The organism is Phenylobacterium glaciei, from assembly GCF_016772415.1.
Taxonomy (GTDB): domain Bacteria; phylum Pseudomonadota; class Alphaproteobacteria; order Caulobacterales; family Caulobacteraceae; genus Phenylobacterium; species Phenylobacterium glaciei.
Map to the genome: position 1 here is coordinate 2,534,479 of NZ_JAGSGD010000001.1, position 19,862 is coordinate 2,554,340.

Consider the following 19,862-nt stretch of genomic DNA (forward strand, 5'->3'; position numbering starts at 1 on the left):
CGGTCGAGATTCAAGGGCGGTTTTCGAGGAAGGTGACCTTGACCGCCATCTCGGGCAGGACGCGGACGTCCTTGGCCTCAAAGCCAATGCGGACCCGCACCGTGGCCTTGTCACGGCTGGCGGTCGGGATCGTGGCGATCACGCGGGCCGGCAGGACGGTGTTGGGGAAAGCGTCCAGCACCGCCTCCACTTTTTGGCCGGCCGAGACCCGACCAATATAGGCCTCGTTCACGTCAACCTCGATCTCCAGGCTGTCCATGTCCACCAAGGTGCAGATGCCGGTCCGGGTGAATCCGCCGCCGGCCGAAAGGGGAGAAATGATCTCTCCAGGCTGGGCGGCCTTGTCGATGACCACGCCGGCGAAGGGCGCACGAATCTCGTACTTGCTGAGCTGAACCTGGGTGCGGTTGGAGTCCGAGCGCGCGGCGGCCAGCTGCGCCCGAGACAGGCTTTCCTGGGCCTCGGCGACCCGGGCCTTGAGCACGGCGCCCTGGAGACTGGCGTCACTGATATAGCCGGTCTTGGCCAGGGATTGGGAGCGCGCCAGATCGCGTTGCGCCTGGGCGTACTGCGCCTGCGCGGAGTTTAACGCCGCCTGGGCTGACACGGCGCGGGCCTGCGTCGAGCGCGCGTCCACGGTGGCCAGGGAGTTGTCGAGGGTGGCCAGGACCTGTCCGGCCTGGACCGTTTGGCCTTCCTCCACCCGCACCTCGACCACTCGGCCGGTGACCTCGGCGGCCACGGTGGCGCGGGTCCGCGCCACGACATAGCCCGACGCCGTGAGTCCGCTCGGCGCCACGACCCTTGCTGCGCCCTGGGCCGGGATCGCTTGGGTGGCCGGCTTGGACTTGGTGACGGGCTTCACCATCCACCCCACCGCGCCGCCAGCCGCAACACTGCCAAGGATTATGGCGCTTAGGACCAGGGGACCGATCGGCCCGCGACGTGGGGCCTGGTCATCCAGGGAGCGGTCGATGCTGAGCGACCTTAGCAGCGCAGACTTGTCGTCACTCACGTTCCAATGCCCCTCAAGACGCCCGCAAATTGGATCACCAGCATCAGCCATGTCCCGGGCTGGAGTCGAACGCAGAATCCAAGCTGCGCATTAGGCTGTCGATTTCGCAAGCGCTGCGGTCAATCATGGCCAATTGGGAGGTGCGGAGGCGTTGCGCGATAGCTGCGGCGCCGCGGCGCATCAGTCCTGAGGCGCCGCCCTTCCCTGAAGCCCACGTTCCCGATATGTACCTTCCGATCCCCCGCGCCCGCGCGGCGTTTCGGGCTAACCTGCCCCCACCCGAATCAGGAGACCTCATGGCCCGCGACGGCGCCGTCTATGTTTGCCAGACCTGCGGCGCGACGCAGACCAAGTGGGCGGGCCAGTGCCCGGCCTGCCTGGCGTGGAACGCCCTGGTGGAGGAGGTGCAGAGCCGCCCGCCCGGCGCGCTGGCGCCGACCCGAAGCAGTGCGCGCGGCAAGGGTCTGCCCTTCCAGGGCCTGGAGGAACATACCCCCGCCCCGCCCCGCATCCAGACCGGCGTCGCCGAGTTCGACCGGGTCTGCGGCGGCGGCGTGGTGCCGGGCTCGGCCCTGCTGCTCGGTGGCGATCCCGGCGTCGGCAAGTCCACCCTGCTGCTACAGGTGGCGGCCTTCGCGGCCCGCCGGGGCGCCAAGTGCGCCTATATCTCCGGCGAGGAGGCCGTGGAGCAGGTCCGCAGCCGCGCCCAGCGCATGGGTCTGGCCGACGCCCCGGTGCGGTTGGCCGCCGAGACCTCCCTGCGCGAGATCGTCGAGGGGCTGAAGCGCGAGAAGTTCGACCTCGTCGTCATCGACTCCATCCAGACCATGTGGAGCGACGCCCACGAAGCCGGCCCCGGTTCCGTCACGCAAGTTCGCGCCGCCACCGGTGAGCTGGTGCGCCTGGCCAAGAAGCAGGGCGTGGCCATCATCCTGGTAGGCCACGTCACCAAGGAGGGGACCATCGCCGGTCCCCGGGTGATCGAGCACATGGTGGACGCCGTCCTCGCCTTCGAGGGCGAGCGCGGCTACCCGTTCCGCATCCTGCGGGGGGTGAAGAACCGCTTTGGCGCCACCGACGAGATCGGCGTCTTCGAGATGGGCGACGGCGGCCTGGCGGAGGTGAAGAACCCCTCGGCCCTGTTCCTCGACACCTCCGGCGAGCGCGCGGCGGGCGCGGCGGTGTTCGCCGGCATCGAGGGTTCGCGGCCCGTGCTGGTGGAGTTCCAGGCCCTGGTGGCCCCCTCGGCCTATGGCACACCCCGGCGCGCCGTCGTCGGCTGGGACACCGGCCGCCTAGCCATGGTGCTGGCCGTGCTGGAGGCCCGCTGCGGGCTGGGCCTGGGCAATCGCGACGTCTATCTGAACGTGGCCGGCGGTCTGCGCATCAGCGAGCCGGCGGCGGACCTGGCGGCGGCGGCGGCCCTGGCCTCCTCGGCCCTCGATGTCGCCCTGCCCCAGGACTGCGTGGTGTTCGGCGAAGTGAGCCTTTCCGGCGACGTGCGTCATGTCAGCCGGATGGATTCACGTCTGAAAGAAGCCGCAAAGCTTGGATTTAAAAGAGCTTTCGGGCCTGCCGACGTCGATGGCGGCCCGCTGAAGATGACCGGCATGGCCCGCCTGGGCGACGCCATCCGCCGCATCGGCGACGGCGATTGGGATTAGACGACTTGCCCTGGTTTGACATCGTCGTGCTGTCCGTCCTGCTGGCCTCGGCGGGGGTCGGATTCTATCAGGGCGCGGCGCGCGAGATGGTGGCCGTCCTCTCCTTCCTGATCGCCGCCGTCGTGGCTGTCATGGCGCTGAAAGTCACCGGTCCCCTGGGTCGGGCCATGATCGATCCCGACTGGGCGGGCACCGCCGGCGCCGTGCTAGCCACCTTCATCCTGGTCTACGGCGCCCTGCGGCTTACGGGCGCAGGCCTTGCGCGGCGCATCCAGGAGACCGAAATCCTGGGCCTGCTGGACCGCACGGTGGGCCTGGGCTTTGGCCTGATCCGCGCCTTCGTGGTCCTCGGAGCCTTCAACCTGGCCTTCAACGCCGCCACCCCGGTGGAGTTGAGGCCCAAGTGGATGACCGGCGCGGTCTTCTATCCGATGACCACGGCGGCGGGACAGATTCTCAAGGTCTTCGCGCCCAAGGGTTTGGACATGGCCAACCGATTGAAACCTGCGGTTTCCGAGGCGGTCCGTGAAGGTTCTGCGAACGCCCCGCGTGACTCTGGCGACGGTCGCGGCTATGACGCCCGCGATCGCGGCAGTATCGATGATCTAGTGGAGAAATCCCGATGACCCAGTCTCTGGATCGATGGCGGCAGGTTCCCCGCGATCCGGATGACGATACGCCCAGGCTTGAGTGCGGGGTATTCGGCGTCTTCGACACTGACGGCGCCTCGGCCATCACGGCGCTCGGCCTCCACGCCCTGCAGCATCGCGGCCAGGAAGCCTGCGGCATCGCCAGCTTCGATGGCCAGGGGTTCCACACCGAACGCCATATGGGCCACGTCGGCGACGCCTTCGCCGGCGGCGACCTCATGGATCGCCTGCCCGGCCAGTCGGCCATCGGCCACACCCGCTACTCCACCGCCGGTGGGTCCTTCATCCGCAACGTCCAGCCGATGTTCGCCGACCTTGAAGCGGGCGGCCTGGCCATCGCCCACAACGGCAACCTCACCAATTTCCTGACCCTGCGCCAGCAGCTGGTGGCCGAGGGCTCAATCTTCCAGTCGACCTCCGACTCTGAGGTTATCCTCCACCTCATCGCCCGTTCGCGGCGCGCCCGGATGGTGGACAAGTTCATCGACGCCCTGTCGGTCATTGAGGGCGGCTACGCCCTGGTGGCGCTGTCCAACAAGAAGTTGATCGGGGTCCGCGACCCCCTGGGCATCCGCCCCCTGGTGCTGGGCGACCTGGACGGCAAGGCGGTGCTGGCGTCGGAGACCTGCGCCCTCGACATGATCGGCGCCACCTTCGTCCGCGACATCGAACACGGCGAGATGGTCATCATCGACCACGACGGCATCGAGTCCCTGCGGCCCTTCCCGGCGGCCCGCGCTCGGCCCTGCATCTTCGAATACGTCTATTTCGCCCGCCCCGACTCCGTCGTGAACGGCCGCTCTGTCTATGAAGTGCGCAAGCGGATGGGCCGGAAGCTCGCCATGGAAAGTCACGTGGACGTCGACGTGATCGTTCCCGTGCCCGACTCGGGCGTGCCGGCAGCCCTGGGTTACGCCCAGGAAGTCGGCGTGCCCTTCGAGATGGGCATCATCCGCAACCACTATGTCGGCCGCACCTTCATCCAGCCGACCCAGGGCGCCCGGGAAACCGGCGTGCGCATGAAGCTGTCCCCCAACCGCTCGGTCCTGGCCGGCAAGCGGGTGATGTTGATCGACGACTCCATCGTGCGCGGCACCAACTCCGTCCGCGTCGCCCGCATGGTGCGCGAAGCAGGCGCCGCCGAGGTCCACCTGCGTTCGGCCTCGCCGCCGATCATGTGGCCCGACTACTACGGCATCGACATGCCCGACCGCGACAAGCTGCTGGCCGCCAACCACACCGTCGATGAGATCGCCAAGATCCTCGAGGTCGACTCCATGGGCTACCTCTCGGTGGACGGCCTCTACTGGGCGATGGAATCGGCGCCTCGCGACCCCGAACACCCGCAGTTCACCGACCATTACTTCACCGGCGACTATCCGACCCGCCTGCTGGACCGCGAGATCGCCGAGGGGCGCAACGAGACCTCGGAGCGGCAACTCTCCTTCCTGGTCGACGCGTGAGTTCAGCCAAGGCCGGCGGCTGGATCTGCCGCCTGAAACCCGACTGGTACATCATCCTGATCGTCAGCATGGTGGTGCTGGCCTCGCTCCTGCCTGCCCGCGGCGCGGCGGCCCCGGCCTTTGGCCTGGCCACCAAGATCGCCATCGCGCTGGTCTTCTTTCTGCACGGCGCCAAGTTGTCGCGCGACGCGGTGATCAAGGGCGTCACCCACTGGCGGCTGCACCTGCTGGTCCTGGCCGCCACCTTCGCGTTGTTCCCGGTCCTCTGCCTGGGACTGGCCGCCCTGCCCGGCGCCATCACGCCCGTGGCCCTGGCCCCTGGCCTGATCTTCCTGGGCTGCCTGCCCTCCACCATCCAGTCGTCGATCGGCTTCACCGCCATCGCCCGGGGCAATGTGGCGGCCACCGTCGCCTCGGCCACCGCCTCGAACCTACTGGGCATCGCGCTCACGCCGGTGCTGGCGGCGATCCTGATGCACACCCAGGGCGGCTTCTCGCTGCACTCGGCCCAGTCCATCGTCCTGCAGCTGCTGCTGCCCTTCATCGCCGGCCAGCTGCTCAGGCCCTGGGTCGGTCCCTGGATCGCGGCGCGCGCCAAGATGGTGGGCTATGTGGACCGCGGCTCCATCCTGCTGGTGGTCTATTCCGCCTTCTCCGAGGCCGTGGTGGAAGGCATCTGGACCAAGGTCAGCGCGCTCGATCTCGTCCGTCTGCTGGTCCTCTGCGGGGTCCTGCTGGCCGCCGTCCTGCTGGCCACCCTGTTTGCCGCCCGCGCCTTCCGGTTCAACAAAGAGGACGAGATCACCATCGTCTTCTGTGGCTCCAAGAAGAGCCTGGCCAGCGGCGTACCCATGGCGGGCGTACTGTTCCCAGGGGCCCAGCTCGGCCTGATCCTGCTGCCGATCATGGTCTTCCACCAGATCCAGCTGATGGCCTGCGCGGTCATCGCCAACGCCTACGCAAAGCGGGCGGACACAGAGCCCCAGACCAGCTAGAAGCCCCGCCATGACTGACACGAACCTCCCCCTCGCCGGCAAGATCGCCCTGGTCACCGGCGCCTCGCGCGGCATCGGCCGGGCCAGCGCCCTCGCGCTCGCCAAGGCCGGCGCCCACGTCATCGCCGTGGCCCGCACCACCGGCGGCCTCGAAGAGCTGGACGACGAGATCCGCGCCGCCACCGGCCAACCGGCGACCCTGGTCCCCATGGACATCTCGCAGGTCGAGGGCCTGGACCAGCTGGGCCTGGCCATCCACGAGCGCCACGGGCGCCTGGACGTCCTGGTCCACGCCGCGGCCATCCTGGGCGCCATCACCCCGGTCAGCCACATTGAGCCGGCCCTGTTCGACAAGGTGCTGACCACCAACCTGACGGCCACCTTCCGGCTGATCCGCACCACCGAGCGCCTGCTGCGCGCCTCTGAGGCGGGTCGGGCCCTCTTCATCACCACCGGCCGCGTCCAGCGCCCAAAGGCCTTCTGGGGCGCCTACGGGGTCTCCAAGGCGGCCATGGAGCACCTGGTGCAGACCTGGGCCGACGAGCTGGAGAACACCACCGTGCGCGCGGCGCTGGTGGACCCGGGCGTCATGCGCACCAAGATGCGCGCCGAGGCCATGCCGGGCGAGGATCCCATGGACCTGCCGCATCCCTCGGAGATCGGGCCGATGATCGTCGAACTGGCCCAGGCCGACCTGGGCCAGCCGAAATCTAGCGTCTTGTTTTCGGACTGGAAGCTGAGGTCCGGCTCGCCCGCTTCGGCTTGACGCCAGGACGGGCCAGCTTCTGGGTGCGCCCCTTGGGGTTGCCCACCAGCTTGGCCTTGGCCACGTAAGACCGCTTCGGCTTGGCCTCAGCGCCAGCCTTGGCCTTGGCCGAGGCCGCCGCCTTGGACTTCGCCCGCATGCCGGTGGTCGGGCCGCCCACGGCCTTGGCCGCCGCCCGAGCCGCGAAGCCGCCGGTGGGGCCGCTCTTGGCCTCCCCCTCGGCGAAGGGGTTCTTGTTGGACTTCACCGTCAGCCGCATGGGCACGCCCGGCAGGTCGAAGCTCTCGCGCAGCGAGTTGATCAGATAGCGGCGATAGTGGTCGGGCAGTTGGTCGGCGCGGCTGGCGAACAGCACGAAGGTCGGCGGCCGCGCCTTGGTCTGGGCCATGTACTTCGGCTTGATCCGGCGTCCGCCCACCGAGGGGGGCGGATGGCGCTGCGTCGCCATGGACAGCCAATCGTTCAGGTCGCGCGTCTTGACCTTGGTGGACCAGTCGCCGTGCACCTTGAAGACCGCGGGCATCAGCTTGTCGAGGCCACGGCCGGTCTCGGCCGACAGCGCCACCACCGGCGTCCCGCGCAGCTGCGGCAGCAGGCGCGCGGCTTCCTCGTTGAACATGGCCAGCGTCGCGCGCTGGTCCTCGACGAGGTCCCACTTGGCGAGGCAGAAGACGAGCCCACGGCCCTCCCGTTCCACCAGGTCGGCGATCTGCAGGTCCTGGACCTCGAAGGGGTGGGTGGCGTCCATCACCAGGATCACCACCTCGGCATAGGTGATGGCGCGGATGGAATCCTGGCCCGACAGCTTTTCCAGCTTCTCCTCGACGCGGGCCTTGCGACGCAGGCCGGCGGTGTCCACCAGACGGATGGCCCGGTCTTCCCAGGTCCAGTCGACCGGAATGGCGTCGCGGGTGATCCCGGCCTCGGGGCCGGTCAGCAGGCGGTCCTCGCCGATCAGCTTGTTCACCAGGGTCGATTTGCCCGCGTTGGGGCGGCCGACGATGGCGATCTGCACCGGCTTCTCGACGGCGTCGCCGTCCTCGAACTCGTACTCAACGGCGTAGGGGGCGATGGCCTGGTAGAGATCGGCCATGCCCTCGCCGTGCTCAGCGGAGATCGGGATCGGCTCGCCCAGGCCCAGGCTGAAGGCGTCGTTGATGCCGTCGTCGCCCCGCTTGCCCTCGGCCTTGTTGGCCAGCAGCAGCACGGGCTTGTCGCGGCGGCGCAGGATTTCGCCGAACACCCGGTCCATGGGCGTGATGCCGTCGCGGGAATCCACCACGAACAGCGCCACGTCGGCCTCGTCGATGGCCAGTTCGGTCTGAGCGCGCATCCGCGCCTCAAGGCTCTCGTCGGTGACGTCCTCGAAGCCGGCGGTGTCGATCAGCTCCAGCTCGATGTCGCCGATCCGCCCCGCGCCGAAGCGTCGGTCGCGGGTGACGCCCGGACGGTCATCGACGATGGCGAGCTTCTTCCCCGCCAGCCGGTTGAACAGGGTGGATTTGCCGACGTTCGGACGCCCTACGATCGCAAGCCTGAGCGGCATGGGGTCCTGGTCTTTTCTCTAGGGTCTATCGCAGCGCGATGAGTTGAGCCTCATCGGTCGCGATATAGATGGTGTTGTTGATGGAGATCGGGCCCAGCAGCACGCCCGAGCCCAGGTTCAAGGTCTTTTCCACAACGCCGGTCTTGGCGTTCAGCGCCACCAGCTCGCCCTGGCTGGACGCGGTGATCAGTTTGCCGGACGCCAGGATCGGGCTCGACCAGATCGGCTTGGAAACATACTTTTTCCGGCCCAGGCTGAGACCCATCAGGCCGCCCTTGGCCTTGCCGCGGCCCTCGCCCAGGTCGCGGATCCAGTAGATCTGACCGCTCTCACGGGCCACGCAGATCACCTGACCGGCCTTATCCACCACATAGACCACGTCGCCGGCGGGCCAGGGGGTGGTGATGCCGGTGATCGGCAGGGTCCAGCGGGCCTGACCGGTGCGCAGGTCGGTCGCGGCGAAGACGCCCGAGTGGCTGACCGCGAACACGTCGCCCTGGAAGATGACCGGGCGGCCGGGAATGTCGCGGATTTCCGACAGCGCGTTGTTGCGGCTGGCCCGTGACAGGGCCTCGTTCCAGAGGTCATTGCCGTTGGCGGTCCGCAGCGCCACCAGTTCGCCTGAGCCGAAGGCGGCCACGACGGTGTCGCCCGAGACGGCGGGGCTGGAGGCGCCCAGGATACGTGAGGATTCCGACAGGGCCTGATAGGTCCAGCTCGGCATGCCGTCGGCGGTGTTATAGCTCAGCAGGGTGTTGTCGACGGCCACCACGAACAGGCGTCCGCCCGAGACGGTGGGGGCGGCGTGAATCGGCTGCTCGGTGGGAACCTTCCAGCCCACCGCGCCGGTGTCGGCGTTCAGCTGGGCGATGAAGCGGTAGCCCGAGGCGACATAGAGCTTGCCGTCGGCGATGGCGATCCCGCCGCCGAAGGCTTCCTTGTCGCGCTTGGAGTCAGGACGCAGATTAACCTTCCACACCTCGGCGCCGGACTGGGCGTCATGGGCTGAGACCGTGGCCTCGCCATCCATCACGAAGATCTTGCCGTTGGCGGCCACCGGCGGGGCGGTGACGTGAGCGCCGCGGTCGGACTTCTGACCAAAACCACGCTTCCAGGCGACCTGGAGAGCACCACCTGCCGCGACATGGCCGACGGAGTTCTCCAGCGTGCCGCCGGGCATGGTCCATTCGGTGACCGGGGCCGGATCGGGCAGGAAGAAGTCGGCGCCCTTCAGGCCCTCGGCGACCTCCACCTTCTGGTCGAAGGCGATGATGGCGATACGCTCGCCTTCGCTGGCGACCTCGCCGGGGGCTTCCTTCTTGGGGAAGGGATTGAGGCGGCTGATGGTCGAGCACCCGCTCGCGGCCAGGGCGGCCGTCAGGAGCAGGGCAAGTCCGGTGCGGCTGCGAAGCGTCATTTGGCGTCCGGGGTTTGTTGCGTCGGAGCGGAAGGGCCGGCGGCGGCCCCCGGTTGGATAAGCGTGGGCGACAGGGCGGCGGCCGCGCGCGCGGCGGCGGCGACGTTCTTGGCCGAGCCGGAGTCGATCAGGTCCATGGCCGCCTTGGCGCGGTTGCGGGCGCCTTCCGAGGCGTCGGCGATCAGCGAGATGACCACGAAGTCGCCCCGCGCGCCGGCCAGGTCGCCGTGCATGATCTTGGCGAAGGCCAGCGCCTCGCGCGCCTCGGTGCGATAGGGCCGACCTTCTTTGAGCATCGGCGTCAGGCGCGCCTCCAAGTCCTTGTACGGAGCCGTGTCCAGCAAGGCGAAGGCGGATTTGAGGCGGGCGACGTCACCGATGATGTCGTTCGGCGCAGCTTCCGCGGCCTGGTCGAAATACTTCACCGCCTCGGGGGTCTTGCCGGCGGCCAGCTTGATCCCGCCTTGATGCTGCAGGGCCAGCGAGCTGTAGGCCTTGGACCCGGACTTAGCGACCTCGCCGAACAGCCGGTCGGCCTCGTCGGTCCGGCCGGCGCTGAAGGCGTCGATCGCCTGACTGTACTGCTCCGAGGCCTTGGCGGTCGTCTTGGTCTGATAGGTCTCATAGCCCCAGATCGCCAGCGCGATCACCAGGGCGGCGGCCAGGACCGAGCCGACCCAAGGCAGGGCTTTCAGCGCAAGCGCCTTGTAGCGGTCGGTGCGGAGTTGCTCCTCGACCTCTTCAAAGACATCAACCACGTCGAGAAACTCCGCACGAAAGGCGCAAGGGAATAGAGCGGCGGAACCTATAGCGGCAGCGTGGCCATCGCAACGGTTCGGCGTCGTCCGCCGGGGGCTTAGCCTGCCCCGGGCTTTGACGCCATGAAAGTCTCAAAAGCCGCCTTGTAGTCGGGATGCCACCGCGACAGGGCCGGACGGTTCGCGATCAGGTCGTCGGCGGCCCAGCGCACGCGCTTTTCGTCCATCTCGCGGGTCACGTCATTGTCGGGGCAGAGGATATAGAAGTCCCCCTTCCCCATCGCCTCAACCATGAAGTCCACCACCTGCTCGGGGCTCCAGGCGCCGGGTGGCTTCTCCGGCGAGCGCGCGGTCATGCCGGTGAAGGTGTAGCCGGGAATCAGCAGGTGGGCGCTAACCTGCCCGCCCTCGACGTTGCGCAGCTGGTGGGCCAGGCCCTCGGTGAGGGCCTTCACCGCCGCCTTGCTGGTGTTGTAGGCCACGTCGCCGGGCGGGTTGGTGATGCCCTGCTTGGAACCGGTGTTGACGATGGCGCAGGGGGCGCCCTGGTCCAGCATCAGACTGGTGAAGGCCTGCAGGCCGTTGATCACGCCCCACAGGTTGACCTCCAGCAGCCGACGCCAGCGGTCCGGATCCTCCCAGGCCCCGGCCCCGCCGCCGATGCCGGCGTTGTTCATCAGCACCGCCACCTCACCGAACCGCTCATAGGAGGCGTCGCGCAGGCAGTTCACGGCGTGAGCGTCGGAGACGTCTGTCGGCACGCCGAACACGTCGGCGGGCGTTTTCGAAACCGCCGCCACCGCCTTCACCGCAGCCTCCAGAGCCTGCGCGTTCTGGTCGGCCAGGCAGACCTTCATCCCCAGGCCCGCGAACCGCTTGGCGGCGGCCAGGCCGATGCCGCTGGCCGCCCCCACCACGACGGCGGCGCGGCCGGATGTCAGGGCGGGATGGGTCATTGGGTCTCTCCGGTTGTCAGGGGCGCAGCGCCGCGGCGATCAGGGCTGCGATGCGGGCCAGGCTGGCGCGGTAGGTCGCCGGATCGGGCGGGCCGGACTCGCTCTGCTTGGCCCCCTTCGCGGCGGCCATCAATGTGGCGGCGATTGCGGCGGCGTCGAGGCCGGACGCCGCGAGGCTGGCGTCTCCCGCTTTTTCGGCGGCCTTGAGGAAGCCGACGATGCGCCCGGTATAGGTCTGGTCCACCTGACCGGCGATGTCGGGGCCGACCGTCAGCCGGGTGGAGCTCAGCTCCACCAGATGTTCCGACTGTCCGTAGCGGTCGTATATGCCGGCATAGAGCGCCTCCAGCACCCCGCGCAGCCGGTCGCCGAATCCGCCGCCCGCCGCCTCGGCGGCGTCGCAAGCCACCTCGACCTCGGCCAGGTTGCGGGCCTGCATGGCGCGGAACACCGCCTCCTTGCCGTCGAAATAGAGATAGACCGTGCCCTTCGCGATCCCCGCCTCGCGGGCGATGTCGTCGATGGAGGTGCGGCGGAATCCGAACTGGGTGAACAACCGTTGGGCGGCGCTCAGGATCGCGTCGGCCTTGGTTCGGGACTCGGGAGCGGGCTCGGCCATGAACCTACTAGGCGGCCGTAACGGTTGACAGCAAGTGTCTGATGAGACGAAATGACCAAATCAATTAAATTGGTCATTTCGTCCAGGGAAGATGCGCATGAAGACCCGTCAACTGGGGGCCAAGGGTCCCACCGTCTCCGCCATGGGCCTGGGCTGCATGACCATGACCGCGGTCTATGGCGCGCCATCGGACAAGACCGAGAGCCTCGCCACCCTGGATCGCGCCCTGGAAATGGGGATCAACTTCTGGGACACCGCCGACATCTACGGCCCCTATGAGAACGAGGAGCTGCTGGGCGAGGCCCTCACCGGCCGCCGCGACAAGGTCTACCTCGCCACCAAGTTCGGCATCGTCCGCAAGGGTGACGCCACGGGCGTCGACGGCAGCCCGGCCTACGTCCGCTCAGCCTGCGAGGCCAGCCTGAAGCGGCTGAAGACCGACGTCATCGACCTCTACTACCTGCACCGCGTCGACCGCGACACGCCGATCGAGGAGACGGTCGGCGCGATGGCGGAGCTGGTGAAGGAAGGCAAGGTCCGCCACATCGGCCTGTCGGAAACCTCCGCCGAGACCCTGGAGCGGGCCTGCAAGATCCATCAGATCACCGCCCTGCAAAGCGAATACTCCCTTTGGACCCGCGACCCGGAGAGTGGTCCGCTCGCCGCCTGCGAACGTCTCGGCGTCGGCTTCGTCCCCTACAGCCCGCTGGGCCGCGGCTTCCTCACCGGCGAAATCAAGACACCCGATGACTTCGGCGCCGCTGACTGGCGCCGCTCCAACCCGCGGTTCCAGGGCGAGAACTTCGCCAAGAACCTGGAGGTCGTGGAAAAGGTGAAGGCGCTGGCCCAAGCCAAGGGCGTCACCGCCTCGCAGCTTGCACTCGCTTGGGTGATGTCCAAGGGCGAACACATCGTCCCGATCCCCGGCACCCGGCGCATCAAGTACCTGGAGGACAACGCCGGAGCCGCCGACGTCGTGCTCAGCGCCGCCGACCTCGCCGAGATCGACGCCGCCTTCCCCGCCGACATCTCCGTCGGTGACCGCTACGCCACCGGGATGATGGGGTCTCTCAACGGATAGGCGCTAGCGACGCGCCTCCGTCGCCATCCGGATGGCCAGGCCGCCCAGCACGGATCCCATGAACCACCGCTGGGCCACCACCCAGCCGGGGCGGCCGGCTATCCTGCGGCCCGCGCTTCCCGATGGTGCTCCATCTGATCGCCAGTCGCGCGGACGCTTCCATTTGGGCCGAGGCGGCGCCCGCAACAAGCTTGACCTTAAATCGTTGCTCGATCCGAGACCGCTGCCTAGAGTTGCAGCAGTAACGTGGCGAGAGCGCCGCGCGCAGGGTCACCTGCAAGTCGGGGGAAATATCTATGTTCAAGCAAATCGCACGGCGCGTGCGCGGAGTCTTTGCGGCCTTCGTCCTGGGTGTGGGCCTGATGGCTGGCACGGCGGCCTTCGCCGCCTCCTATATCGACACCTCCCTGCCCGATCTCACGCCGGAACAGCTGGTCAAGGTCGCCCAACCCAAGCCAGTCCAGCTACTCTTCGAGTTCCAGACCAAGGGCGCGACCAACCAGCGGGCCACCACCCAGATCAAGGCCTGGGTCGTCGACACCGCCCAGAAGAGCGGCCTGTTCTCCGCGGTCGGCGACGCGCCCACCGACGGCTTGCTCACCATCACCATCAACAACCTGCCCGCCCCGGCGGGCACGGCCTCGCAGGGTTTCGTCACCGGGCTGACCTTCGGCCTTAAGGGCACCACCGTCACCGACCACTATGACTGCGTGATCGAATACACCCCGGCCCCCGGCGCACCGAAGATCAGCCGCACCCTGCACCATTCGATCATCACCACCCTGGGGGCCACCAGCCCGCCGGAGAACGCGGTGAAGGCCAAGAATATCATGGCCGCCGTGGAGACGATGGTCCGCCAGGTGGTGGCGCACGGCCTGAACGACCTGGGCGCCGACCCGGCCTTTGGCGGCGTGGCGCCGACTCCCGCCATCGTACCGGAGCCCGCCGCCGCGCCCGCAGCGGAGCCTGCGCCGGTCAGCCCGCCCGTGGCTGCCCAATGAAACGCCTAGCGGCGCTCGCCGCGCTCCTGACCCTGTCGGCCTGCGCGGTGCCGGCGATCGACGCCTACCAACCGACCATCGCCAACGCTCAGGCGGTGCGGGGCGCCGACCTGCCCGCAATGCGGGTCGGCGACTTCAGCCTAGCGGCCGGTCTACCGGCCGGCCTGGACCGATCCGTCGTGATCCGCGCCTCGACCCTGAGGCCACCCAAGGGCGACTCTTTCTCCAAGTATCTTGGCGATTGCCTGGCCGCCGAACTCCGCGCGGCCGGCAAGTTGGATCCCACAGCGAACGTGGTGATCACCGGCGCTCTTACAGAAAGCAAGGTGTCCTCGGGGGTCTCAGTGGGCGAGGCCTCGCTCGGCGCGACCTTTACCGTCACCCGCGAGGGCCGTCAGGTCTTCCAGAAAGCTCTGCGGGTCTCGACGGTCTGGGAATCAAGCTTCATGGGCGCCATCGCCATTCCGGACGCCATGAACCAGTACACCGCCCTCTACGGAAAACTGGTGGGCGCACTGTTGTCGGACGCCGAGTTCCGCGCCGCGATCAAGCGCAGCTGACGCCCTACTTCCGCCCTCGGCGGAAAGGCTCGGGATCGGCCTCGTGCTCGTCGAAGCCGAAACGGGCGAAGCCCTCCTTCATCTCCTGGCTCAGCGGCGCTTCCAGCACCAGGGCGCCACTGGACGGGTGAGGTATCACAAGGCGGCGGGCGTGCAGTTGTAGCTTCAGCGGCCCCGACAGCTCCTTGGAGGCCGCGGTGTTGTACTTCGGGTCCCCCAGGATTGGGTGGCCCATGGCCAGCATGTGGGCCCGCAGCTGGTGGGTCCGGCCGGTATGAGGCCGCAGGGCCATCCAGGCGGCGCGCGGGCCAGCCCGGCTGACCGTGATGAACTCGGTCTCGGCGGGTTCGGCGCCCGGCTCCTTGGGCTGGGCCGGCACCACCATCTCGCGGTCGCCGACGCCCTTCTTCACGAGCGGCAGCTCCAGCACGCCCTCGCCGGGCTTGGGGAAGCCCATGACGATGGCCCAGTAGGTCTTTTGCGCCTTGCGTCGGGCAAAGGCTCCGGCCAGCTTGGCCGCCGCGCCCGGGCTCTTGCCCAGCACCAGCACGCCGGAGGTGTCGCGGTCCAGGCGGTGGACCAGGCGCGGCCGCTCCAGCCCCTCCCCCCAGGCGCTCAGCAGCCGGTCAATATGTTTGTGGGTCTTGGTGCCGCCCTGGACGGCCAGGCCGGCGGGCTTGTTCAGCACCAGCACCTCGTCGTCCTCGTACAGCACCAGGCTCTTGGCGTAGGCGGCCTCGCGGGCGTCGATACCCTGGTCTGCCCGCTCGCCGGGTTGGGGCGCGTCGGGCAGCGGCGGCACACGCACCTGGGCGCCCCCCGCCAGACGGGTGTCGGGCTTGACCCGGCCGCCATCGACGCGGATCTGGCCTGAGCGGGTCAGCTTCTGGATCTGGATGTGGTTCAGGTGCGGCCAGCGGCGCTTGAACCAGCGGTCAAGCCGCACGCCATCCTCGCCGGCGTCCACGGAGAGGGTAAGGACCTCCTTCACGCGAACACCCGGCGCGCCAGGATCAAACCCACGAACAGCGCGGTGATGGAGAGCAGCACCGAGGCCGCCGCATAGCTCGCCGCGACGCCATAGGCCCGCCGCTCGATCATCAGGGCGGTCTCCAGGGAGAAGGCCGAGAAGGTGGTGAAGCCCCCCAGGACGCCCACGCCCAGCAACAGCCGCAGCTTCTCCTGGTCGGCCCCGCCGCGGAAGGCCAGGAAGCCGGCCAGCACGCCCATCATCAGGCCGCCCATCAGGTTGGCGATGAAGGTGCCATAGGGCCAGCCGGGCCCGAACAGCCGCAGCGACTGAATCCCCAGTCCATATCGCGCCACCGCGCCGGTCGCCCCACCCAGGGCCACGAGAAGCACCTTGTCCATCGCGCCCTTATGCAGCGGCCCGCTCGCGGCGTCGAGACGAGGAAGCTTCACTGCAACGCCTGGTTAAGCCCACGCGGACCATAGTGTCGCACCATAGTGGTTGCAGTGGCTGCGCCTGCGTGTCGTCTGACAAGACCAACAGTATCGAACGCATCACCGGCGGCGGCGCGGCGGCGGCGCTTGATCGCCTTGCCGGGACCGATCTGGTCGAACGCGGCTGTGTCACCATCATCAGCGTCGAGGCTATCCGCAAACGCTCCGGCGAGCGCTGGCCGCGCAAGCGCGACGCGGTCTGGGCCTATCTCGGCAAGAAGTTTGACGAGCATCTGGCCTATCAGGACATCCGCCACCGCATCGGCGAGACCGACTTCCTGGTGGCCATGACCTCGGAGGAAGGCGTCGCGGCCCAGGCGGTCAGCCTGAAGATCCTGGAGGAGGCCCTGCTGTTCTTCCTGGGCGTCGCCGATCCCCACGACATGAAGGTCCGCGCCGTCAGCGCCATCAACGGCGAGGAACTGGCCTGTTCGGAGATCGACCCGGCCCGGGTCACCGCCCACAAGCCCGCGCCGCCCGAAGAGGTAATCGTTGTCTCGGCCTACGCCGCCGTCGATCCGGCCGAGGAGCGGCGCCGCAATCCGATCTCCTTCGTCACCGCATCGGGCCAGAACCTGCGCATCGATTTCAGCCTGGAGGCGGCGGTCAGCCTGCGCCACAAGGTGACCGCCGCCCTGCGGATCGAACCCACCGTCACCCATATCGCCAGCGGCCGGGTGATCCCGTCGCGGGCCTTCGCCAAGCTCTCCGACGACGACATCGCCTTCATCGACCGCGCGTCGCTGGACTATGCCGCCCTGTTCGCGGGCGCGGAGGCCGGGCCACATCCACCGCTGATCCTGCCGCTCTCCTTCCGCACACTTTCCACGCGCAAGGGCCGCCAGACCCTGATCGGCACGGAGGGTCTGCCGCCCCATCGCGTAAGGGCCAGCGTCATGGTGGAGCTGATCGACGTCGATCGCGGCACGCCGGAAGCTCGGCTGCTGGAGGTCACCGGCCTGGTGGGCCAACTCTGCAAGGGCGTGCTCGCCCGCCTGCAGCCCGGCCGCGACGTCACCGGACCGGTCAAGGGCGCGCGGCTGCAGGGGCTGACCGTCGCCGCCGTCGACCTGGGCGGCACCGACAGCCAGGTCGCCAGCCACATGCTCAACATCGCCGCGCAGGCGCGGGGGCGCTCCCCGGCCCTGATGATCCATGGCCTGCCGTCGGAAGGTTATCTGGACGTCGCCGAGGTCGCGGGATTCACCCACGCCTCGCTCAAGGCGGCGCGCTCGGACCAAATGCTGGAACAGCCCGCGGCTTAGGCGCGCGGACCGATGGCGCTGCGCAGGCCCCGGGCGTCATAGACATCCGCGCCCGGAGGCTTCTCGCCCTTGCCCATCACCACCTCGAGGGTCTGGGCCAGGGATGGCCCGCCGCCGAGATCGAAGCTGGTGCCCAGGCCGATGCCCACCCCACCGCCGCGGCCATAGCTTCCGCCGCCTGTGCCCAGCGACACGCGCGGCCCGTTGGTGGCACCGGCCTGGCGCATCACCCGGTCGGAGACCCGGAACCAGTCGTAGCCGTCGGCCAGAGCAATATCGGCGGCCCGCAGCAAGGCGTAGTCGGCAACCTGCTCGGGCGGCGCGCCGGGACCGCCCCGGAAGGTCACGCGATAGCGACCGGGCTCGATCCGGTAGTCGGAGAAGCCCACGGCCTGGGGCCCATTGGCGGCGGAATAGACGGTGGGCGCGCTGGCGCAGGCGCCAAGGCTGGCGCAGAGGGCGGCGGTGAGCAGCAGGCGTTTCATCGGGCGGTCTCGTTGTCTGGTGAAAGTCGAAAGACTTCCGGGGCTTGGCGAGACAACGGCCTGGCGGGGCCAGCGTTCCGATCAGGGCTCGGCGAGACCGATGGCGGTCAGCACGGCGGCCATGTCCGGCGGCGTCGGCGCCTCGATCCGCCTGGTCCCGCCCTCCGGGTGCGGGAACGACAGCGCTCCGGCGTGCAGCATCAGGCGAGGCACGGGCTGGCCGCCCACCGCCAGCGCTCCGCCATAGCGCGCGTCGCCGGAAATTGGTCGCATGATGGAGGCCAGGTGGACCCGCAGCTGGTGCATTCGCCCGGTGTCCGGTGACAGCTCCAACAGGGCGGCGAAGGCGTTGGACGACAGCGTCCTGTAGCGGGTCTTCGCCGTTTCGGCGTCCGGGTGGTCGGGCGGGCAGACCCGCATGAAGGCCTCGCGCCCGGACTCGTCCCGCCGCAGGGGAACCTCGACGGTCCCGCCGGTCGGATCGGGGGCGCCCGGGGTGACGATCGCCCGGTAGGTCTTGGAAAACCTGTGGGCCATCATGGCCTTGCCCAGGAATCCTGCGGCCGGCTTGGTCTTGGCCGTCAGGATCACGCCGGAGGTGTCGCGGTCCAGCCGGTGGATCAGCCGGGGCCTCGCCTTGCCGGGCTTGGCGAAGGCCCACAGCAGCTCGTCAAGCGTGTGGACCTGCCCGCGTCCGCCCTGGCTCGACAGCCCCGCCGGCTTGTTCAGGGCCAGGATGTGCGGGTCCTCATAGATCACCAGGCTACGCACCAGGGCGATCTCGTCGGGGCTCAGGGTGACCGGCTTGGGCTCGGCCTTGGTCTTGGGCGGTGGCCTCACTTGCTCTCGCGCTCGGCCCGGATCGCCGCCCAACGTTCCAGCCGGTCCTTGATGCGCGCCTCCGAGCCCTGGTCCTTGGGCTGGTAGAAGCTCTGGCGCGGCATGCCGTCGGGGAAGTAGTTCTGGCCGGAAAACCCGCCCTCGGCGTCGTGGTCATAGGCGTAGCCCTTGCCGTAGCCGAGGTCCTTCATCAGCTTGGTCGGCGCGTTGCGGATATGGGCAGGCGGCATCAGCGAGCCGGTCTCCTTGGCCGAGCGGATGGCCGCCTTGTAAGCCACATAGACCGCGTTGGACTTGGGCGCCGCGGCCAGGTGCACCACCAGCTGCGCCAGCGCCAGGTCCCCCTCCGGCGAGCCCAGGAAATCGTAGGTGTCCTTGGCCGCATTGGCGAGCACCAGTGACATGGGGTCGGCCTCGCCGATGTCCTCCATGGCAGCCCGGATCAGCCGCCGCGCGATGAACAACGGATCCTCTCCCCCCGTCAGCATGCGGGCCAGCCAGTAGAGCGCCGCGTCCGGATCGGAGCCGCGGATCGACTTATGCAGGGCCGAGATGAGGTTGTAATGTTCCTCCCGGTCCTTGTCGTAGGCCGGGCTGCGCTTCTGAAGAATTTCCCCGAGCGCCTTGATCGACAAGGGCTTGGCCGTTCCGATGTTGAACAGGGTCTCGGCAAGGGTCAGCAGGTAGCGGCCATCGCCGTCGGCCATGGCGGTGAGAGCCTCGCGCGCTTCCGGCTCCAGCGGCAGGGTCTTGCCCTCGTGAGCCTCGGCCTTCGCCAGCAGGGTCGAGAGCGCCTCGTCGTCAAGCCGCCGCAGCACATAGACCTGCGAGCGCGACAGCAGCGCTCCGTTCAGTTCGAAGGAGGGGTTCTCGGTGGTGGCCCCCACCAGGGTGACGATCCCCTCCTCCACGAAGGGCAGGAAGCCGTCCTGCTGGGCGCGGTTGAAGCGATGGATCTCGTCGACGAACAGCAGGGTCGACTGCCCGGCTGAGCGCCGCATCTTGGCGGCTTCGAAGGCCTTCTTCAGGTCCGCGACCCCGGAGAACACCGCCGAGAGCTGCTGGAACTCGTAGCCCGCCTCCTTGGCCAGCAGCCGGGCGATGGTGGTCTTGCCGGTGCCGGGCGGGCCCCAGAGGATCATCGACGACAGCCGCTTGGCCTCCGCCATCCGCCGGATCGGCCCCTCCGGCCCCAGCAGGTGATCCTGCCCCACCACCTCGTCCAGCTTCTGCGGACGCAGACGGTCCGCCAGCGGTGAGGGCGCGTGCGGCGTCAAACCCGCAGCTTCGAAGAGGTCGGCCATGTGAGGGATATAG

General features: G+C 68.6%; 20 protein-coding genes and 1 riboswitch. Of the genes, 9 read left to right on the top strand and 11 right to left on the bottom strand.

The window, feature by feature from the left end; genetic code table 11:
- Positions 1-10: 10 nt before the first annotated feature.
- Positions 11-1,015, bottom strand: coding sequence for an efflux RND transporter periplasmic adaptor subunit (locus tag JKL49_RS12425; RefSeq protein WP_215340916.1), 1,005 nt, complete (start codon positions 1,013-1,015; stop codon positions 11-13).
- Between the two features lie 296 nt (positions 1,016-1,311).
- Between JKL49_RS12425 and radA the strand changes: the two genes are divergently transcribed.
- From radA to JKL49_RS12450, 5 genes are read left to right on the top strand one after another with little or no spacing between them, the layout of a single operon-like run.
- The gene (gene radA / locus JKL49_RS12430; RefSeq protein WP_215340917.1) at positions 1,312-2,679 is read left to right on the top strand and encodes a DNA repair protein RadA; all 1,368 of its coding nucleotides are present in this window, start codon (positions 1,312-1,314) and stop codon (positions 2,677-2,679) included.
- Positions 2,680-2,684: 5 nt separating this feature from the next.
- Entirely contained in the window at positions 2,685-3,305 is a 621-nt protein-coding gene (locus JKL49_RS12435) for a CvpA family protein (RefSeq protein ID WP_215340918.1), read from the top strand.
- The gene (purF, locus tag JKL49_RS12440; protein WP_215340919.1) at positions 3,302-4,792 is read left to right on the top strand and encodes an amidophosphoribosyltransferase; all 1,491 of its coding nucleotides are present in this window, start codon (positions 3,302-3,304) and stop codon (positions 4,790-4,792) included. Before JKL49_RS12435 ends, purF begins: the two co-directional genes overlap by 4 nt.
- Positions 4,789-5,787 carry a bile acid:sodium symporter family protein gene (locus JKL49_RS12445; RefSeq protein WP_347340378.1) on the top strand — a complete coding sequence of 333 codons (999 nt, stop codon included), beginning with the start codon at positions 4,789-4,791 and terminating at the stop codon, positions 5,785-5,787. Before purF ends, JKL49_RS12445 begins: the two co-directional genes overlap by 4 nt.
- A 10-nt stretch (positions 5,788-5,797) precedes the next feature.
- Entirely contained in the window at positions 5,798-6,553 is a 756-nt protein-coding gene (locus JKL49_RS12450; protein ID WP_215340920.1) for an SDR family NAD(P)-dependent oxidoreductase, read from the top strand.
- Here JKL49_RS12450 and der read toward each other — a convergent pair.
- From der to JKL49_RS12475, 5 genes are all read right to left on the bottom strand, one after another.
- Positions 6,498-8,099: a ribosome biogenesis GTPase Der gene (gene der, locus JKL49_RS12455; RefSeq protein WP_215340921.1), complete on the bottom strand. Its 1,602-nt coding sequence runs from the start codon at positions 8,097-8,099 to the stop codon at positions 6,498-6,500. The genes JKL49_RS12450 and der overlap by 56 nt on opposite strands.
- A gap of 25 nt (positions 8,100-8,124) precedes the next feature.
- Positions 8,125-9,516 carry a PQQ-like beta-propeller repeat protein gene (locus JKL49_RS12460; protein ID WP_215340922.1) on the bottom strand — a complete coding sequence of 464 codons (1,392 nt, stop codon included), beginning with the start codon at positions 9,514-9,516 and terminating at the stop codon, positions 8,125-8,127.
- Complete coding sequence (locus tag JKL49_RS12465) at positions 9,513-10,274, bottom strand: tetratricopeptide repeat protein (protein WP_215340923.1); 762 nt, start codon at positions 10,272-10,274, stop codon at positions 9,513-9,515. Before JKL49_RS12465 ends, JKL49_RS12460 begins: the two co-directional genes overlap by 4 nt.
- Positions 10,275-10,372: 98 nt before the next feature.
- Complete coding sequence (locus tag JKL49_RS12470) at positions 10,373-11,230, bottom strand: SDR family NAD(P)-dependent oxidoreductase (RefSeq protein ID WP_215340924.1); 858 nt, start codon at positions 11,228-11,230, stop codon at positions 10,373-10,375.
- Between the two features lie 16 nt (positions 11,231-11,246).
- Positions 11,247-11,849 (bottom strand): TetR/AcrR family transcriptional regulator, encoded by a 603-nt coding sequence (locus tag JKL49_RS12475; RefSeq protein WP_215340925.1) that lies wholly within the window; start codon positions 11,847-11,849, stop codon positions 11,247-11,249.
- 97 nt (positions 11,850-11,946) lie between these two features.
- On the opposite strand from JKL49_RS12475, the gene JKL49_RS12480 reads away from it, so the two are divergent.
- The 3 genes from JKL49_RS12480 to JKL49_RS12490 all read left to right on the top strand — a co-directional run bounded on the left by JKL49_RS12480 (position 11,947) and on the right by JKL49_RS12490 (position 14,491).
- Positions 11,947-12,930, top strand: coding sequence for an aldo/keto reductase (locus JKL49_RS12480; protein ID WP_215340926.1), 984 nt, complete (start codon positions 11,947-11,949; stop codon positions 12,928-12,930).
- A gap of 77 nt (positions 12,931-13,007) precedes the next feature.
- Positions 13,008-13,089, bottom strand: a riboswitch (ZMP/ZTP riboswitch).
- A gap of 137 nt (positions 13,090-13,226) precedes the next feature.
- The gene (locus JKL49_RS12485) at positions 13,227-13,931 is read left to right on the top strand and encodes a hypothetical protein (RefSeq protein WP_215340927.1); all 705 of its coding nucleotides are present in this window, start codon (positions 13,227-13,229) and stop codon (positions 13,929-13,931) included.
- Complete coding sequence (locus JKL49_RS12490; protein ID WP_215340928.1) at positions 13,928-14,491, top strand: hypothetical protein; 564 nt, start codon at positions 13,928-13,930, stop codon at positions 14,489-14,491. Before JKL49_RS12485 ends, JKL49_RS12490 begins: the two co-directional genes overlap by 4 nt.
- 4 nt (positions 14,492-14,495) lie before the next feature.
- On the opposite strand, the gene JKL49_RS12495 is transcribed toward JKL49_RS12490, so the two are convergent.
- Positions 14,496-15,482, bottom strand: coding sequence for an RluA family pseudouridine synthase (locus JKL49_RS12495; RefSeq protein WP_215340929.1), 987 nt, complete (start codon positions 15,480-15,482; stop codon positions 14,496-14,498).
- Complete coding sequence (crcB, locus tag JKL49_RS21020; RefSeq protein WP_215340930.1) at positions 15,479-15,862, bottom strand: fluoride efflux transporter CrcB; 384 nt, start codon at positions 15,860-15,862, stop codon at positions 15,479-15,481. The genes JKL49_RS12495 and crcB overlap by 4 nt, the downstream gene beginning before the upstream one ends.
- Before the next feature lie 119 nt (positions 15,863-15,981).
- On the opposite strand from crcB, the gene JKL49_RS12505 reads away from it, so the two are divergent.
- On the top strand, positions 15,982-17,220 hold the full coding sequence (locus JKL49_RS12505; protein WP_215340931.1) for a hypothetical protein: 1,239 nt from the start codon (positions 15,982-15,984) through the stop codon (positions 17,218-17,220).
- On the opposite strand, the gene JKL49_RS12510 is transcribed toward JKL49_RS12505, so the two are convergent.
- The 3 genes from JKL49_RS12510 to JKL49_RS12520 form a co-directional block, all read right to left on the bottom strand.
- The gene (locus JKL49_RS12510) at positions 17,217-17,705 is read right to left on the bottom strand and encodes a CC0125/CC1285 family lipoprotein (protein WP_215340932.1); all 489 of its coding nucleotides are present in this window, start codon (positions 17,703-17,705) and stop codon (positions 17,217-17,219) included. The two genes, JKL49_RS12505 and JKL49_RS12510, sit on opposite strands and share 4 nt — an antisense overlap.
- Before the next feature lie 81 nt (positions 17,706-17,786).
- Positions 17,787-18,545, bottom strand: coding sequence for an RluA family pseudouridine synthase (locus JKL49_RS12515; RefSeq protein ID WP_215340933.1), 759 nt, complete (start codon positions 18,543-18,545; stop codon positions 17,787-17,789).
- A complete protein-coding gene (locus tag JKL49_RS12520) occupies positions 18,542-19,849 on the bottom strand; it encodes a replication-associated recombination protein A (protein ID WP_215340934.1) in 1,308 nt (435 codons plus the stop codon). Before JKL49_RS12520 ends, JKL49_RS12515 begins: the two co-directional genes overlap by 4 nt.
- Positions 19,850-19,862: the final 13 nt, after the last annotated feature.

Coding starts and splice junctions, on each gene's coding strand:
- purF (WP_215340919.1), top strand. CDS start 3,302: ATGACCCAGTCTCTGGATCGATGGCGGCAGGTTCCCCGCGATCCGGAT.
- JKL49_RS12490 (WP_215340928.1), top strand. CDS start 13,928: ATGAAACGCCTAGCGGCGCTCGCCGCGCTCCTGACCCTGTCGGCCTGC.
- JKL49_RS12475 (WP_215340925.1), bottom strand. CDS start 11,849: ATGGCCGAGCCCGCTCCCGAGTCCCGAACCAAGGCCGACGCGATCCTG.
- JKL49_RS12450 (WP_215340920.1), top strand. CDS start 5,798: ATGACTGACACGAACCTCCCCCTCGCCGGCAAGATCGCCCTGGTCACC.
- JKL49_RS12485 (WP_215340927.1), top strand. CDS start 13,227: ATGTTCAAGCAAATCGCACGGCGCGTGCGCGGAGTCTTTGCGGCCTTC.
- JKL49_RS12460 (WP_215340922.1), bottom strand. CDS start 9,516: ATGACGCTTCGCAGCCGCACCGGACTTGCCCTGCTCCTGACGGCCGCC.
- JKL49_RS12510 (WP_215340932.1), bottom strand. CDS start 17,705: ATGAAACGCCTGCTGCTCACCGCCGCCCTCTGCGCCAGCCTTGGCGCC.
- der (WP_215340921.1), bottom strand. CDS start 8,099: ATGCCGCTCAGGCTTGCGATCGTAGGGCGTCCGAACGTCGGCAAATCC.
- JKL49_RS12470 (WP_215340924.1), bottom strand. CDS start 11,230: ATGACCCATCCCGCCCTGACATCCGGCCGCGCCGCCGTCGTGGTGGGG.
- JKL49_RS12520 (WP_215340934.1), bottom strand. CDS start 19,849: ATGGCCGACCTCTTCGAAGCTGCGGGTTTGACGCCGCACGCGCCCTCA.
- JKL49_RS12480 (WP_215340926.1), top strand. CDS start 11,947: ATGAAGACCCGTCAACTGGGGGCCAAGGGTCCCACCGTCTCCGCCATG.
- crcB (WP_215340930.1), bottom strand. CDS start 15,862: ATGGACAAGGTGCTTCTCGTGGCCCTGGGTGGGGCGACCGGCGCGGTG.
- radA (WP_215340917.1), top strand. CDS start 1,312: ATGGCCCGCGACGGCGCCGTCTATGTTTGCCAGACCTGCGGCGCGACG.